The organism is Massilia sp. NBRC 108631 (assembly GCF_059704565.1).
Window position 1 is genome coordinate 1 of the sequence record NZ_BAAKJE010000105.1, and the last position, 16116, is coordinate 16116.

At 66.5% G+C, this 16116-nt stretch carries 16 protein-coding genes; 8 read left to right on the forward strand and 8 right to left on the reverse strand.

Annotated elements, in window-relative coordinates:
- The coding region (locus tag AC6H42_RS12300) for a hypothetical protein (RefSeq protein WP_497548157.1) at positions 1-1007 on the forward strand (1007 nt) is incomplete at its 5' end.
- Between the two features lie 8 nt (positions 1008-1015).
- On the opposite strand, the gene AC6H42_RS12305 is transcribed toward AC6H42_RS12300, so the two are convergent.
- Complete coding sequence (locus AC6H42_RS12305; protein WP_057158008.1) at positions 1016-1801, reverse strand: AraC family transcriptional regulator; 786 nt, start codon at positions 1799-1801, stop codon at positions 1016-1018.
- 103 nt (positions 1802-1904) lie between these two features.
- Between AC6H42_RS12305 and AC6H42_RS12310 the strand changes: the two genes are divergently transcribed.
- From AC6H42_RS12310 to AC6H42_RS12335, 6 genes are all read left to right on the forward strand, one after another.
- Entirely contained in the window at positions 1905-3113 is a 1209-nt protein-coding gene (locus AC6H42_RS12310) for an MFS transporter (protein ID WP_497548158.1), read from the forward strand.
- 35 nt (positions 3114-3148) lie between these two features.
- On the forward strand, positions 3149-3643 hold the full coding sequence (gene rraA, locus AC6H42_RS12315) for a ribonuclease E activity regulator RraA (RefSeq protein WP_057158010.1): 495 nt from the start codon (positions 3149-3151) through the stop codon (positions 3641-3643).
- A gap of 585 nt (positions 3644-4228) precedes the next feature.
- Complete coding sequence (aceA, locus tag AC6H42_RS12320; RefSeq protein WP_497548159.1) at positions 4229-5473, forward strand: isocitrate lyase; 1245 nt, start codon at positions 4229-4231, stop codon at positions 5471-5473.
- 69 nt (positions 5474-5542) lie between these two features.
- A complete protein-coding gene (locus tag AC6H42_RS12325) occupies positions 5543-6736 on the forward strand; it encodes a 23S rRNA (adenine(2030)-N(6))-methyltransferase RlmJ (protein ID WP_497548160.1) in 1194 nt (397 codons plus the stop codon).
- Between the two features lie 75 nt (positions 6737-6811).
- Positions 6812-8092: an EAL and HDOD domain-containing protein gene (locus tag AC6H42_RS12330; RefSeq protein ID WP_057158013.1), complete on the forward strand. Its 1281-nt coding sequence runs from the start codon at positions 6812-6814 to the stop codon at positions 8090-8092.
- Positions 8093-8107: 15 nt separating this feature from the next.
- Positions 8108-8953, forward strand: coding sequence for a substrate-binding periplasmic protein (locus AC6H42_RS12335; protein WP_082552162.1), 846 nt, complete (start codon positions 8108-8110; stop codon positions 8951-8953).
- On the opposite strand, the gene AC6H42_RS12340 is transcribed toward AC6H42_RS12335, so the two are convergent.
- From AC6H42_RS12340 to AC6H42_RS12370, 7 genes are all read right to left on the reverse strand, one after another.
- Positions 8950-9903, reverse strand: a complete 954-nt coding sequence (locus AC6H42_RS12340; RefSeq protein WP_497548161.1) for an alpha/beta hydrolase family protein — start codon at positions 9901-9903, stop codon at positions 8950-8952. The genes AC6H42_RS12335 and AC6H42_RS12340 overlap by 4 nt on opposite strands.
- Before the next feature lie 3 nt (positions 9904-9906).
- A complete protein-coding gene (locus AC6H42_RS12345) occupies positions 9907-10401 on the reverse strand; it encodes a GNAT family N-acetyltransferase (protein WP_082552163.1) in 495 nt (164 codons plus the stop codon).
- A 524-nt stretch (positions 10402-10925) separates the two neighbouring features.
- Complete coding sequence (locus AC6H42_RS12350; RefSeq protein WP_497548162.1) at positions 10926-12101, reverse strand: DUF418 domain-containing protein; 1176 nt, start codon at positions 12099-12101, stop codon at positions 10926-10928.
- 38 nt (positions 12102-12139) lie between these two features.
- On the reverse strand, positions 12140-13144 hold the full coding sequence (locus tag AC6H42_RS12355) for a DMT family transporter (RefSeq protein WP_497548163.1): 1005 nt from the start codon (positions 13142-13144) through the stop codon (positions 12140-12142).
- A gap of 64 nt (positions 13145-13208) precedes the next feature.
- Entirely contained in the window at positions 13209-13961 is a 753-nt protein-coding gene (locus tag AC6H42_RS12360; RefSeq protein ID WP_497548164.1) for a helix-turn-helix transcriptional regulator, read from the reverse strand.
- A gap of 9 nt (positions 13962-13970) precedes the next feature.
- Positions 13971-14708, reverse strand: a complete 738-nt coding sequence (locus tag AC6H42_RS12365) for an SAM-dependent methyltransferase (RefSeq protein ID WP_497548165.1) — start codon at positions 14706-14708, stop codon at positions 13971-13973.
- A 5-nt stretch (positions 14709-14713) separates the two neighbouring features.
- The gene (locus tag AC6H42_RS12370; protein ID WP_057158021.1) at positions 14714-15325 is read right to left on the reverse strand and encodes a Maf-like protein; all 612 of its coding nucleotides are present in this window, start codon (positions 15323-15325) and stop codon (positions 14714-14716) included.
- 144 nt (positions 15326-15469) lie between these two features.
- Here AC6H42_RS12370 and AC6H42_RS12375 point away from each other — a divergent pair, with 144 nt between their 5' ends.
- A complete protein-coding gene (locus tag AC6H42_RS12375; protein WP_057158022.1) occupies positions 15470-15964 on the forward strand; it encodes a YceD family protein in 495 nt (164 codons plus the stop codon).
- The last annotated feature ends 152 nt before the right edge of the window (positions 15965-16116 follow it).

Here is a 16116-nt window from a genome sequence, read left to right on the forward strand (position 1 = left end):
CGCAGCAGATCGGCGACAACCCCAGCCGCATGGGCGCGCTGTGGGGCTGCTTTGTTGATGCCATTTTCAACGGCGACTACCAGCTGGCATTGGGCTACGCGGAGCGCTTCGGCGCGGCGGCCGCCAGCGCCGGCGGGGAAGTGCACAAACTGGCGCACGCCCGCATGCTGGCGCGCACCATGCATTATCTCGGCCACCAGGATCTCGCGCGCAGCCACATCGAGTTCGTGGTGCACCATCCGCTGGACAGCATGCGCCTGTCGCAGGGACGCGGCTTCCAGTTCGACCAGCGCATATCCAGCATGGCCATTCACGCCCGCGTGCTGTGGCTGCAAGGTTACCCGGAGCAGGCCATGGCAGTGGCGCGCGGCTGCGTGGAGGAAGGGCAGAGGGCCGGGCACGGCATCTCGCTGTGCTTCGCCGTGCTGGTCGCGTGCACCGTGTCCACCTGGTGCGGCGACGAGGCGGACGGCCAGCGCTACGCCGCGCTGATGCTGGATCACTCGCACCGCTGCGCGCTGCCGCAATGGCATTTCTGGGGCCGGGGCCACGCGCTGGCGCAGCGCCTGCTGCATGGCCGCCACCCGCCGCAGGACGACGAACTGTTCGCCTTGCAGCAGGACCGGCATTGCGGCGATCTGCAGGTGGACGTGCTGGCGACGCTGCATCCGCGCCTGCTGTCGGCGCGGGCGATCGCGCGCGCCGAGGGCGGCAGCGCGGGCTGGAGCCGCGCCGAAGTGCTGCGCAGCTGGGGGGAAACCCTGTGCCAGGCCGGTTCGGACGCGCAAGCCGAACAACTGTTCGAGCGTGCGCTGACCATCGCGGCGGAGCAGGGCGCTGGCGCCTGGCAGCTGCGCGCGGCCACCAGCCTGGCGCGCTTGCGCTGGTCGCAGCAGCGGCGCCTGGAGGCGCGCGCGCCGCTGGAGGCCATCTACAGCCGCTACAGCGAAGGCCACGCCACGCGCGACCTGCGCCTGGCCCGCAGCCTGCTCGATGAATTGGCCTAGCCGGCGGCTTACGTAAAGAACGCGGACGGCGTGGTGCCGAAGGTCTTCTTGAACATGGCCGAAAACGCCGATTGGCTGGTGTAGCCCAATTGCTCGGCCACTTGCGCCATCGGCAGGCCGCGCGCGATCAGCGGCGCCGCGTGTGCCAGCCGCACCTGCTGGCGCCATTGGCCGAAGGTCAGCCCCAGGTCGCGTTCGAACAGGCGTGCCAGCGTGCGCTCGGAAGCGCCCACCTGGCGCGCCCAATGTTCCAGCGTCTGCGGCGAGGCCGGGTCGTCCATCAGCGCCGCGCACAGCATTTTCAGGCGCTTGTCCTCCGGCAGCGGCACGCGGATCGGGCGCGTGGCCGACCGCGCCAGCTCGTCGAGGATCAACTCTGCCAGCAGCGGCTCGCGCGCAGTCTCCTTGCCCAGGTCGAGCTGCTCCAGCGCCACAATCAGCTCGCGCAGCAGGCCCGACACCTCCAGCACCTTGCATTCCGTGCCCGCGAATGGCGCGCGCGCAGCCAGCACGCACAGCGGCCGCAGGCGCGCCTTCTCCAGCACCGTCACCGCGTGCTCCACGTGCGGCGCGATCCAGATGGCCCGCAGAGGCGGCACGATCCAGCTGCTATTGTTGGCCGTCACGCGAACCACGCCTTCCAGCGCATAGGTCACCTGGCCCCATTCGTGGCTGTGCGGCGCCATGAATTCGGCCGCCTCCAGGTCGCGCGCGCGCAGCGTCACCGGCCGCGCATCGCTCGGTTCGTTGCGAGGATGATAATGGTTGGTGTGGGTGACAATCGGGATGTGCATGGGCGGGCCTTGGCAGGATTGCGACAAAAGATGTCCGCCTATCTTAAATCAGCCGCCGCCGGATTGCTACACTGGGCTCTGCATACCCATCCATGGAGTCCTTATGAGCACCGCAAGCTTGCGGCAGGATGCGCGCGTGATCGGCCTGGTCGGCGTGGCGCACGGCATCTCGCACTTTTACCACCTGATCCTGGCTGCGCTGTTCCCCTGGCTCAAACCCGAATTCAACCTGTCGTACGCCGAGCTGGGCTTGCTGATGACGGTGTTTTTCGTCGTCTCCGGCATCGGCCAGGCCCTGGCCGGCTTCGTGGTCGACCGGTTCGGCGCGCGCGCCGTGCTGTGCTCGGGCATCGCGCTGCTGGGCGTGTCCGCGCTGGCGCTGGCCGCCGCGCCCAACTACACCATGCTGCTGGCCGGCGCCATGCTGGCCGGCGTCGGCAACAGCGTGTTCCACCCGGCCGACTACACGCTGCTGAACCAGCGCGTGTCCAAGGCGCGGCTGGCGCACGGCTTCTCGGTGCACGGCATCAGCGGCAATATCGGCTGGGCGCTGTCGCCCATCTTCATGACCTTCGTCACCGCCATGTCAAGCTGGCGCACCGCGCTGCTGTGCGCCGCCGCGCTGCCCTTCATCGTGCTCGCGCTGCTGTTTCTGAACCGCCACGCGCTGCGGCCCGATCCCATCGTGAAAGCCGCGCCCGGACAGCCGGCGGGCGGCTCGCTGGCCTTCCTGCGCCTGCAATCTGTGTGGATGTGCTTTGCCTTCTTCTTCATTACCGCGCTGGCGCTGGCCGGCATCCAGAGCTTCGCCTCCACCGCGCTGGTGGACCTGTACGGCATGTCGCTGGGCTGGGCCACCTCCGCCTATACGGCCTATATGGCGGCATCGGCGGCGGGCATGGCGCTGGGCGGCTTTCTCGGCGCGCGCAGCAGCAACCACGACCGTACCATCACCGTTGCCTTCGGCAGCGCCGCCGCGCTGGCGATCGTGCTGGCGCTGGCGTTGGTTCCCGCCTGGATGGCCGTGGTGCTGATGGGCGCGGTCGGCTTCGCGTCCGGCATTGCCGGCCCGTCGCGCGACCTGCTGATCCGCGCCGCCGCGCCGCCGAATGCCACCGGCCGCGTGTTCGGCGTGGTGTATTCGGGGCTGGACAGCGGCCTGTCGGTCGGCCCGCTGGTGTTCGGCGCGCTGATGGACGCGCATCATCCGTCCTGGGTGTTCGTATTCATCGGCCTGTTCCAGGCGCTGGCGATCGCCACTGCGGTGGGCGTGGGCAGCAACACCCGCGCGGTGCGCCTGCAAAAGGCTTAGAATCACCCATCAATTGCCAACCAGCCGGAGACGCCATGAACTTTGCCACCACCGACCTGTGCGACGACAATGCCGAGCTGCTGGAAGACGGCACGCTGGCCGTGCTGCCGCCCGTGTACCAGCACTACGGCCAGCACAAGAAATTCAGCGGCCGCGCCACCACGCTGAAGGTCTTCGAAGACAATGCGCTGGTGCGCAGCACGCTGGAGACCCAGGGCAACGGCAACGTGCTGGTGGTGGACGGCGGCGGCAGCCTGCGCCGCGCGCTGGTGGGCGGCCAGTTGGGGCTGCTGGCGCAGAACAACGGCTGGTCCGGCATCGTGGTGCACGGCTGCATCCGCGACGTTGACGAAATTAACGCTTGCGCCGTGGGCGTGCGCGCGCTGGGCGCCCATCCGCAAAAAAGCTCCAAGCACGGCGACGGCGCGCGCGACGTGCGCGTCCAGATCAGCGGCGTGGCCGTCAGCCCCGGCGATTGGATCTACGCCGACGCCGACGGCATCCTGGTCTCGCAAAAACAGCTCGCCTGACCCTGCCGCCCCGCGTCCAGCCTGCAGGAGTTGCAAGACTGGCTGGAGAAGCTGTTCGACGGGGCGGCGCCCCGCGAGCTGTTGGGCCAGCCAGAAAAGAAATGGCCGCACGCGTCGAGGCGACGCTGCGGCCGATTCGCGCATGCCGCTTGTCCGGACAAGCGGCGGCACGGGCCTAGCCCCACGCCGTAGCAACCGGATACCGCTTTCAGCGTCGACATCATCCGGTTCCACGCGGCGCCAGGCTGCTGTGGTTTTTAAAGTATCTTCAGATTAGCAGACTCTCTCCAATTGTCCCATTGTGTTTTCTTATGATAACTTCCATTTCAATTTGGAAAGTTTGAGGCGTAAACGGCATCTTTTCACGCTGCGCAAAAACTGTTTCATCATGTGGAATGGCATGCGGCGGCGCATCAGTGCGGCGCTTTCATGACAAGGAATATCTTTCCGCCACATGAAAAGGCGTAGCTAAGCGACTGATCCCAAAGCATTTTTTTCTGATTATTTGTCTTATAGAAGAGAGATGCTGCATTGAACAATCCATCCTATGATGTAGCTAAAGAATTACATCGATAGGAGAGCATCATGGCAACTCGTGAACAGCAGGCGGCGGCGCTGCAAATGGAATGGGGCAGCAATCCGCGCTGGAAGGGTATCGCCCGCCGCTACACGGCCTGCGACGTGGTCCGCCTGCGCGGTTCGCTGAAAATCGAGCATACCCTGGCCCAGCGCGGCGCTGAAAAACTGTGGGAACTGCTCAACCGTGAACCGTTCGTCAGCGCCCTCGGCGCGCAAACCGGCAGCCAGGCCATGCAGCAGGTTAGGGCTGGACTGAGAGCCATCCACCTGTCCTGCGAAACGCCGCTGGACCAGCCGCCGTATCCGGCCGACCCGGCGCCTGCGGCTGTGCACCGCATCAACAGCACCTTGCAGCAGGCCGACCAGCAGCAGTGGTCCGAAGGCAGCAGCGAGATCGACTTTTTCGTCCCTATCGTCGCCGATGCCGAAGCCGGTTCCGGCGGCGCCCTGAACACCTACCAGCTGACGAAGGCCATGATAGAGGCCGGCGTCGCCGGCGTGCATCTGGGGGACCTGCTGGCTTGCGGCGGCAAGGTCCTGGTGCCGACCCGCGAGGCCGTGGACAAGCTGGCCGCCGCGCGCCTCGCGGCGGACGTGATGGGCACGCCCACCTTGCTGGTCGCCCGCACCGACGCCGCGGCCGACTTGCTGAGCTCGGACGTGGATGGCAACGACCAGCCGTTCTGCACCGGCGAGCGCACCGTGGAAGGCTTTTACAAGGTGCGTCCCGGCCTTGACCAGGCGGTGGCGCGCGCGCTGGCCTACGCGCCGTACGCCGACCTGGTGTGCTGCGAAACCGGCAAACCGGATCTGGTATTCGCCAAGCGGTTCGCCGATGCCGTGCACGACAAGTTCCCCGGCAAGATGCTGGCCTATAACTGCTCGCCATCGTTCAACTGGAAAAAGCACCTGGACGACGCCACCATCGCCAAATTCCAGAAGGAGCTGGGCGCCATGGGCTACGCCTTCCAGTTCGTCACGCAGGCCGGCTTCCACGCGCTCAACTACGGGATGTTCAATCTCGCGCACGGCTACGCGCGGCGCCAGATGCCGGCCTTCGTGGAACTGCAAGAGGCCGAATTTGCCGCCGCCGCCAAGGGCTTCGCCCCCGGCAGGCACCAGCGCGAAGTGGGCGCCGGATACGTCGACGCGGTGGCCCGGGCCATCCGGCAATGCCGGAATCCGATCGCCGCGCTGCACGGTTCCCATGAAGACGAGCGGTGCTTCGACCCGCCGCAGAAGGTCGCGTAAGCCGGTAACCGGGGACTCCTTAGGTATAATGCACCCTTGCAGCATCATCTTTAAGGAAATCCCCACACCATGTTCAGTTACCGCCACGCCTTCCACGCCGGCAACCACGCCGATGTGCTCAAGCATTTCGTGCTGGTCCAGCTGCTTCAGTATATGAACCAGAAGGACACCGCCTACAGCTACATCGACACCCATGCCGGCGCGGGCGTGTATGCGCTGGACGGCAATTTTGCGTCCAAGAACGCTGAATACGAAACCGGCATCGGCCCGCTGTGGGAACGCACCGACATGCCGGCGGCGCTGGCTGAATACGTGGACCTGATCAAGTCCATGAACCCGAGCGGCAAGATGCGCTACTACCCCGGCTCGCCGTACTGCGCCGACCAGGTAGCGCGCGAGCAGGACCGGCTGCGCCTGTACGAACTGCACCCGGCCGATTCCAAGATCCTGACCGACAACTTCCGCAAGCTCGACGAACACAAGGCCGCGCAGGGCGTGCGCTCCACCGTGCGCGGCAAGCGCGTGCTGGTCACGCGCGGCGACGGCTTCCAGGAACTGAAAGGCCTGCTGCCGCCGCCGTCGCGCCGCGCCGTCGTGCTGTGCGACCCGCCGTACGAGGACAAGCAGGACTACCGCAAAGTGGTGGACATGCTGAACGATGCCACCAGGCGCTTCCCGGCCGGGACTTACGCCATCTGGTACCCCATCCTGCAGCGTATCGAGGCGCGCAATTTCGCCGAGCGCATGAAGCACATCAAGGGCACCGAATGGCTGAATGTCACGCTGACCATCCGCACGCCGGGCCCGGACGGCTTCGGCGGCCTGCACAGCAGCGGCATGTTCATCGTCAACCCGCCTTTCACCTTGGAAGCCACGTTGAAGGAAGTGATGCCCTACCTGGTGGAAGTGCTGGGCGAAGATGCCGGCGCCAGCTTCGTGCTGGAGTCGGGCAACGCCGCCACCGCGCCGCGCGCGGCGTCGCTGCAGCAAGCGGAGAACAATCCGCGCGGCGGCCTGCGCGCGCCGATCTCGCCGCGCGCCATCGGCCCGGGCGGCAGCCTGCGCGGCAACAACGCCCCGACCGCGCCGCGCGGCAGCCTGCGCACGTCGTCACGTCCCGGCACGCCAGGCACAGGCACCGGCCGTCCCGGCTCGCCCGGCGCCAGCTACAGCCGTCCGGCCGGCGCCAAGCCGGCAGCCAAGCTGGGCACCGATGGTCCACGCACGAGCACGCCGCGCAACACCAAACCGCGCCGCCCGTAATTCGCGACAATAAATGTTGGCAAGACTGTATCGATAGGTATAGTCTTACCATACCGCCGCAGATTGGGGTAGCCCATGACCATCGCTTCGCCGCTACAGATCGCGCCTGCGCTCGCCAACCATTTCTACCTGGCGCGCCAGCCCATCCTCAACCGCAGCCAGCGCCTGGTCGCATACGAGCTGCTGTTCCGTAACGCCGACACCGACAAGGCGGACGTCACCGATGACGCCGCCGCCACCGCCACCGTGATCGCCCACGCCTCCGAACTGGGCATGGGGCAGGTGGTGGGCGACCAGATGGCCTTCGTCAATGTCGACAAGGTGGGCCTGATGAGCGACTTCATCCGCTTCCTGCCGAACGACAAAGTCATCCTCGAAATCCTGGAAACCGTACAGGCCACGCCGGACGTGCTGGAACGCGTGCGCGAGCTGAAGGAAGCCGGCTTCCGCTTCGCGCTGGACGACGTGGTGTCGGAATCCGAGGATGTGAGCAAGCTGCAGCCGATGATGGACGTGATCAAGGTCGACATCCACCACATGCAGCCCGCGCGCCTGTCCGCGCTGGCCGGTTCCATGCGCAACTCGCACCAGAAACTGCTGGCCGAAAAGGTCGAGACGGTGGAGGAGTTCCAGCAATGCATGGACCTGGGCTTCGAGTACTTCCAGGGTTATTATTTCGCGCGCCCCGTGATCCTGAGCGGGAAGAAAATCACGCCGTCGCAGCTGTCCATCCTCAATCTGCTGAACCTGCTCGGTTCGGACGCCGACCAGCGCGAGCTCGAGCGCAGCGTCAAGCACGATCCGCTGATCACCCTGAACCTGCTGCGGCTGGTGAACACGCCGGCGGTGGGCGCGCGCTTCCGCATCAACTCGGTCGGCCACGCGCTCATCGTGCTGGGACGGCGCCAGCTGCAGCGCTGGCTGCAAATCCTGCTGTACGTGCGCACCGGCCAGAAGCCGGAATTCGATTCGCCGCTGCTGCAGATGGCCACCACCCGCGGCAAGACGCTCGAACTGATCGTCGAGCGCTTGCGGCCCGGCCAGCGCACCAGCGCCGATATCGGCTTCACGGTGGGCGTGATGTCGCTGATGGACACCTTGTTTTCGGTGAAGATGGACGAGATCCTGGACAGCGTCAACGTGCTGGACGAAGTGCGCGGCGCCTTGCTGGCGCGTGACGGAGACTATGGCCGCATGCTGACGCTGATTGAACACATCGAGCGGCTGGAGGAGGCCGGCGAGCCGGCCATGCTGGGCCGCATGCTGCAGGACATGAACCTGTCGCCGGCCGAACTGTACGCCATCCAGGTGGCCGCCTTCGACTGGGTGAACGACTACACCAGCGGCGTGCACTGACGCTGCGGCGCCGCCATGTCTTCGCCACGCCGCCAGCCCACGCGCCGCACTGCCGCTAGCCGATTGCCAGCTTCGGTGCGCATGGCCGTCTGCGCACTGCTTTGCATGATGCTGGCCCCCGCCGCCTTGGCCCAGGTCAAGGACGGCCCGGCCTGCCCGCCGCGCCCCATCGTGTTCGGCCTGTATGAATTCGGCGGCTTCTACCGTGCCGGCGCCGGGCTGGACAAGGACGTGGCGGAATTGCTGTCGGCGCGCAGCGGCTGCCGCTTTGAATACAAGGTGATGATGCGCGGCCGCATCTGGCAGGAGATGCAGGCCGGCAGGGTGGATATGACCTTGTCCGCCATTGCCACCGCCGAGCGCAAGGTGTTCGCGCATGCGGTTCCCTATCTCTGGATGAAAAACATGATCATCCTGAGCAAGGACGTGAGCCCCGCCATCCGCTCGCCGGCCGACTTCATCGCCAGCCCCAACCTGCGCCTCGGCGTGGCGCGCGGCCACTTTCCGGGCAAGCCGTTTGACGGCTTCGTGGCGCAGTTGCGCAATATCGCGCGCATCGATGAAATCGACAGCACCGAGCAGTTGTACGCCATGTTCAAGGCGGGACGCTTCCAGGCGGTGCTGGGCACGCAGCTGGTGTACTCGCACTACCTGCGCGCGGACAAGGTGAGGATAGAGGACTGGGCGCCTGCGCTGTCGCGCGAAGCGGCCAATCTGCTGATCAGCAAAAAGCACTTCAGCGCCGAAGACGCCAGGCGCTGGGGCTTGCTGATCAAGGAAATGCAGGCTGACGGCAGCGTGCAGCGCATGGTGCAGCGCTACGTGCCGCCGGAGGACGCCGCCCGCATGCTGATGCCTTAGTTGCCCGGCTGGTTCGCGAACGCCTTGGCGTCGCCCTTGAACCACTGCGCCAGGCTGCCCACGAAGTCCTTCGCATGGGACTTCCCGTTCGCTTGCAGGCCGTGGTTCGCATCCTTGTATTCGATGAATTGGAACTTCTTCTGCGGGCGCTGTGCAAAGTAATTCTTCAGCAGGCGGCCCGCTTCGACCGGCTCGCTGTCATCCTTCTCGCCCATGGCCACCACGATGGGGATGTCGAGCTGCGCATACACCGGCAGGGGGTCATGGAACAGGTGCGAGCTCCAGTATGCGTAGGGGTGGCCGAAGAATTCCTTGTCCAGTGCGTCCGGTTCCTTGGCGATGGCTGCAAATTCGGCCTCCAGCCGTGGCCTGGAAAACTCGGCATACGGCGCGACGCCACGGTCGGCGAACAGCAGGAAGCCTGCGCCTTGGCGCATGCCGCCGGCGCCCGCCACCGCCAGCCAGCCCACTTTCTTGCTGCGCGATGCCACGATGGGCGCGACCTGGCCGCCTTCGGAAAATCCCAGCAAGGCCAGCGAGCCCGGCGGCCGGTTTCTCAGGTGTTCGTGCGTGTCGATGAATTCCAGCGTGTCGGCTACGCGCCGGCCCAGGTTGTCGGCGCGCTTGTAGGCGTCGGAACAGGTGCCGGGCTCGCCGCTGGCGCCCTTGTCGATGTGCGGCTTTTCGAGGAAATACAGGTCCAGCGACTTCGGGTAGGACTCGAAGTATTTGCTGAAGCGCGCGCCGAAATCGTTGCAGCCGGAACCGCTGACCAGCACGATCAGCGGCCCCTCCGGCGGCGCCTCGGTATCATGCAAGCGGTAGTAGCGCCGGGTCTCATTCCTGATTTGTATGGTGGCTTCGTCGAGCAGGCGTTCCGCGCGGGCCGGCGCGGCGACGGCGAAGGCGGCGGTGGCTGCAAGCAGGGCCGATAGTGTGTGTCGTGTCATGGTTCAGTTGTGCGGGTTGGTGGACAGCCATTCCATCTTCTGCACGGTGATGTCCGGGTAGCTCGCGAGCGGCTCCCATGCAGGCAGGAAGGCAAAGCCCAGCTTGCGGTAGAAGGCGGCGGCGCGTTGGTTGCCGGGTGAAACGTCGAGCACGACGCGCGTGTGCCCCTGCGCCACGGCGCGTTCCAGCAGTGTCCGCACCAGCGCGGCGGCTACCGGCGTGCCCCGGTACGGCGGCCGCACCCACATGCCGATCAGGTTGCATTCCTGCTTGGCGCTGACGGCGCGGGCGGCCATGCCGGTGGCGGCATCGCCGTCGAACGCCAGCAGGAATTCGGTGCCGTTGCGGCCCGAGGCGCGTTCCCGCCACTGCGCGTCGGTGTAGGCGGCGGCGCTGGCGTGCGTCACGCCAAAGGCAGTTGGCGCGTCCAGCAGCGCCGCCAGGCGGATGGCTTTCAGGGTTTCCCAGTCTGATTCGGTGGTCGGTCGGATGATCATGAAGCTCCAGTATTGAGTAAGGCAGCTGCGTCTGCCAGGATGTGCGCAGCGATCACCGGAACCAGGCGGCCGGTGCGGAACAAGTACATGCCGGGGGCGGCGCCGAACATACCACGTTCAAGGTGCCGTGTGGCCCCTGGTAAGTGTGCGTAAGAAGCCGCACCAGCAGCGATATGGCGATGGCGTTGGAGGCGCCGAAGCGGCGCAGCCCGTTGCCCAGAAAGCCCCGCAGGAAGACTTCCTCGCCACCGCCCGGTCGCCGGCCGGCGCGATGCCCGCCAGCGCGGCGCCGGCGATGTCGAACACTTGCAGGAGCAGCCAGAAGCGGCTGTCGGCGCAGTAGCTGGGCGCGGCGCCGCCAAGGGGATGCGCAGCGCGTGCGTGATGCCGGTGGCCAGCAGGCCCGGCAGGAAACTCTGGCGTTTTGAGTGGCTGTTACCCATATCGATCGCGGATGGACTAATTCCTTGTGGCAAGTTACCGGGCAGCATAGCAGCCCGGGACGGCGGAATAGTCACACTTTGTCACTTGCTCAGCGGCGGGACGGCGGCCAGCGTGGCCGCGCGCAGCAGCCATTCGCCGGGGCCATAGCGGTAACGCGCCAGCCACCAGCGGCTGAGCAGCATCTGCAGCGCGTATAGCGGCGGCACGCAGGCCAGCACAGCCAGCGGCGGCAGGCGGTCGATCAGGCGCAGGCCGTAGCCGGTGAACAGCAGGCCGAGCAGCAGCGATTGCAGCAGGTAGTTGCTCAGCGCCATTTTGCCGAGCGCCGCCAGCGCGGCTTCGATGCGCTGTCCCGCAGGCCGTTCAAACAGCAGCAGCGCGGCGGCGACGTAGGAGAAACACAGCAGCGGCGCGCTCAGTTGGCCGAAGCCGAAGGCCATGACCTCCAGCCAGCCGCCGGGCCCGTAGGTCGACGCGGCGGCGTAGCAGAGCGCACCGGCCAGGCCCAGCGGCAGGCCAAGGCGCAGCATCCGGTGCGCGGCTTCGCGGCAGAGCTCTGGCTGCTCGAACAGGCGCAGGCGGCCGGCGGCAAAGCCGAGGAAGAACAGCGCCATGGCGCTGGGCGCTTGCAGCAGCAGGATAATGCCCAGCATTTCCGGCAGATGGCCGAGGTGGTAGGCCTGTGTGGCGGCGGCGCTGCCGCGGAACGCCTGCAGCTTGAGCACGGCGCTGGTGTCGGGCGGTGCTGCCTCGGTGACGCCGGCCAGCAGCAGCCCGAACAGCATCCATCCCAGGCCCATCACGCTGAGCAGCCAGATTGCCGCCTTGGCCGCGCGCTCCGGCGGCCAGTGGCGGCAGGCCAGCAGGATCAGCCCGAGCGCACCGTACAGCGACATGATGTCGCCGTAGAACAGCAGGGCGCCGTGCAGCAGGCCGAGCACGATCAGGCCCGCCTGGCGGCGCAGCATGCGTGGCAGGAAGGCGGCCTGGGCGCGCGCGGCGGCGTCCATCTGCAGTGTCACGCTGTAGCCGAACAGGAAGGAGAACAGCAGGTAGAACTTGGTCTCGAACACCAGTGCGGCCAGGAAGCGCACGGCCTTGTCCAGCGCGGACACGTAAGCTGGATTGGCGGCGGGCGAGGCGAAGTGCGAGTCGGCGAAGGCCCAGATGTTGACGCTGAGGATGCCCAGCAGGGCGAAGCCGCGCAGGGCGTCGACGATTTGCAGTCGATGAGGCAGCCGGTGCGTTTCGGCCATGCGGTGTCCTTGGGAAATCAATAAGCTTGGCGAATATATCATGTCTTTCTGTGGGCGGAGGTGCAGCTGAGGACGCTGGCGCAGAGCAGGGCGACGGCGGCGCATTCCATGCCTGTGGGCCAGCGCGCTTCCCACAGGAAGCTGTAGAGCAAGGCGAACAGGGTTTCGAACAGGATGAGCTGGCCGCTCATGGTGAGCGGCAGTATGCGGCTGGCGCGGTTCCACAGGGCGTTGCCGACGATGGAGCAGAGCAGGCCGACCGCCGTGACGATGGCGATGAAGCGCAGCCAGCCGGCGGCGCCCATGCCTGTAGCGGCGCCAGCGGCGCCGTGGTGCGGCAGCAGGAAGGCGGGCACGGCCAGCAGCAGGGCCAGCGCGCCGGTGGCCACGCCGGTCAGCAAACTCCAGTCGTGCGAGCTGATGTGGCCCAACGCTGCCAGCGTGCGCTTGTTGGCGACGGCGTAGGCGGTCCAGGAGAGCAGGGCGCCGAACGCGCACAGCAAGCCGATTGCCGCCTCGCCGCCGGCGGCCGGGGCGGCGGCGGCAGCAGCGGCACTTGCCGTGGTGCGGGCGGCCAGGTGGGGCGCGGCAAGCGCTTGCCAGGCGATGCAGGCCGTGCCCGCCGCGCTGAGCAGCAGGGACGGCGCCAGGCGCGCGAGCGGAACGGCGCCCTGTTCGCGGCTGCCGATCACGGTGACGGCCACCGGCAGCAGGCCGATCACCAGCGACGTCGTCACCACGCCGCCCAGCTGGACGGCGCTGGCCAGCAGCAGATAGTAGAGGATGTTGCCCAGCATGCTGAGCCAGACCAGCGCGCGCCAGTCGCGCCAGCCCAGTGCGGCGCGCAGGCGGCGCCACGAGGGCGCAATCAGCGCGCAGGCGGCAATGCCATAGGCCAGGTAGCGCCCGGCGGACAGTTGCAGCGGGGTGTGGCCGCGTGCCAGCTCGGGCGCCAGGAACACCAGCCCCCACAGCGCGCCGGCCGCCACGCCGCAGGCTATGCCCAGGCCCATCGTTTTGATTCCAGCTTGATTCGAGTCCATTCGAGTTCCTTTGCAGTTGGGGCGATCTTGCCCCGCGTGCGCGGAAATCTCTTGTCGCCGGCTCTCAGCTTTTAGGCAAATTCTCCTGCGCCTGCCTGCGGTACGCGGCCGGCGTCTGGCCCAGGCTGTTGCGCATGGCGCGGGTAAGGGCGCTCTGGTCGGCGAAGCCGGCGCGGCAGGCGATGTCGGCGATGGGCAGGCTGCCGCGCGCCAGCAGCGTGCACGCGTACTGCATGCGCGTGGCCTGCAGCCAGCCGTGCGGCGTGGCGTGGTGTTCCTCGCGGAACAGCGCGTGCAAGCGGCTCACGCTGAGGCCGGCTTGTCCCGCCATGCGTTCAGTGCTCCACGGCAGGCCCGGATCGGCGCTGATGGCGGCCATCAGCACGGCCAGGCGGGTGCGTGGCTGGGGCGATTTGAGCGTGAGCGAGTCCATCAGCAGTCCAAGCCAAGCCTGCACGGCGGCGGGCGGGGCGGCTTGCTGGTCCAGCATCAGGCCCATGAATTCGACCAGTTTGCCGGAGGCGGCGTTCAGCGCGTGGAAGGGGCGCTCGCCGAGCTGGTCGCGCAGCGGGGCCGGCAATGCGGGTGCGGCGATGTCCAGGATCAGCGAGCGGTTGTGCGAGGTGCCCAGCTGCGAATGCCACGCCCCCGGCGCGACGAACGCTGCGCGCAGCGGATCGAGCCGGGCCTGCCTGCCCTCGATGTCCAGCATGACCGCCCCTTGCAGCGGCAGCACCAGCTGCGCGTAGTCATGCTTGTCCGTCGAGCGGACGTCGCCATAGCTGCGGATCGAGATGGCGAGGTCGGCGGGCTGCATCGGGCGGCCTTACTGGCCCAGGATGAGGAACACGGTGGGCTTCTTGTGGAAGTCCGGCGCCTTGCCCGCCGTGAGCAGGCTCTTCCATTGCGCGCCCGTCATGGTGCGGATGGTTTCGGACGGCAGGCTGATGTCGGTGGCCACGCAAATCAAGGTGCCGCCGGCGCAGCTGGCCACCAGCGCTTCCAGCATGGCCGCGTTGCGGTAGGGCGTTTCGATGAACAGCTGCGTCTGCTTTTCGTTGCGCGAACGGCTTTCCAGCTCCTTGATGCGCTTGGCGCGCAGCGCCGCGTCGGTGGGCAGGTAGCCGTTGAAGGCGAAGCTCTGGCCGTTCAGGCCGCTTGCCATGACCGACAGCAGGATGGAGGACGGCCCCACCAGCGGGCGTACCGGAATGCCGTGCTGGTGCGCCAGGCGCACCAGGTCGGCGCCCGGGTCGGCCACGGCCGGCACGCCCGCCTCGGACACCAGGCCCGCGTCCTGGCCGGCCAGCAGCGGTCCCAGCAGTCCCAGCAGCGCCTGCTGCGGCGTGTTCACGTTCAGTTCGCTGATCTTGATTTCCTGCAGCGGACGGGACAGCCGATGCTGCGCATCCACCAGTTTCAAAAAGGCGCGCGCGGTCTTGGCGTTTTCCGCCACGAAGTAGCCGAGGGCGGCGGTGGTAGCCTGCACATGCTCGGGAATGACATGGGACAGCGCCTCGGTCTCGCCGAGGGTGTTGGGAATGAGGAAGAGGGTGCCTGGCATAGGAATTATTTGGTGTTGAAAAAGGCGACGCCCGCCTGGCGCAGCATGCCGGTCAGGGCAATCAGCGGCAGGCCGGTCAGCGCGGTCGGGTCGCTGCTGTCGATGCGTTCCAGGATGGCGATGCCCAGCGCTTCATTCTTGGCGCTGCCGGCGCAGTCGTACGGCTGCTCGATGCGCAAATAGGCGTCCAGCTCGCGGTCCGGCAAATCGCGGAACTTCACCACGGTCTGGATGTCTTCTATATAAGCATGGCCGATGCGGCCGTCCCACAGGCACAGCGCGGTGTGGAAGACGACTTCGCGGCCGCGCATTTTCTGCAGCTGGGCCAGCGCGGCGGCGTGGTTGCCGGGCTTGCCGATCTGCTCGCCGTCCAGCGTGGCGACCTGGTCGGAGCCGATCACCAGGCAGCCGGGATGGGTGGCGGCCACGGCGGCGGCTTTTTCGCGCGCCAGGCGCAGCGCGGTGGCGCTCGGCGTCTCGCCGGGCCGGGGACTTTCGTCGATGGCCGGCACCGCCACGTCGAACGGCAGTTGCAGGCGGGACAACAGTTCCTTGCGGTAGGCGGAGCTGGAAGCGAGGATGAGGCGGGGCTGGGAAGAATTCTGTTCGGTAAGCATCTAGTTTACTGGCTCTGCCTGGGAAATTGTTATATGCTCTGTGCGCCGTGTATTTAGGGCAAAGCCTGCACAAAAATGTGCGCGGGCTTTGACGTGCGGGCGAAAACCCTGCTATTATCGCAGGTTTTCCGGGGAATGCAGGCTATGAGTGCTTTTGTGATCGACGCGTTTGATTTTAGTCGGACTAAGGCAAACCGCGACGGCGTGACGCCGGTCGCAGAGATGACCCGCTTGGCCAAGGAATGCGCGGATGCGTCCGGCGCCATCACCTGGACGGTGGCGGGCGGCGTCAGCAAGCATGGCTTTCCACAGATGCGCTTGACCGTGGACGGCACCGTGCAGCTGGTTTGCCAGCGCTGCATGCAGCCTTACGCCCACCACCTGGCGTCCTCGACGCTGCTGATGCTGGGCAAGGACGACGAGCAAGCTGATGAAATCGAAGAGATGATCGACGATGAAACGGTGGACGTGATCGTGGGCACCCGCGACATGGACCTGATGTACCTGGTGGAAGATGAGGCGCTGCTGGCCCTGCCGCACACGCCGAAACACGATGTATGTCCGAGTACGGCGCTGCTCGACTCTCTGCAGTCCGAGAAGAAGTCGCCCTTTGAAGGTCTGAAAGACCTCAAAAAATAAGTACAGAACAAGTTGTTGTAAAGAACGTGTCAAAGCGCGTGCAGGCAGTCGAGTGTTGCGAGTATTGGCATTGTTGTAGTAAGTGGCATCAGAACGTCGATCACTAGATCGATGGCGGCAGATTTTGCCGCTGGGATACTCGATTCGCATGT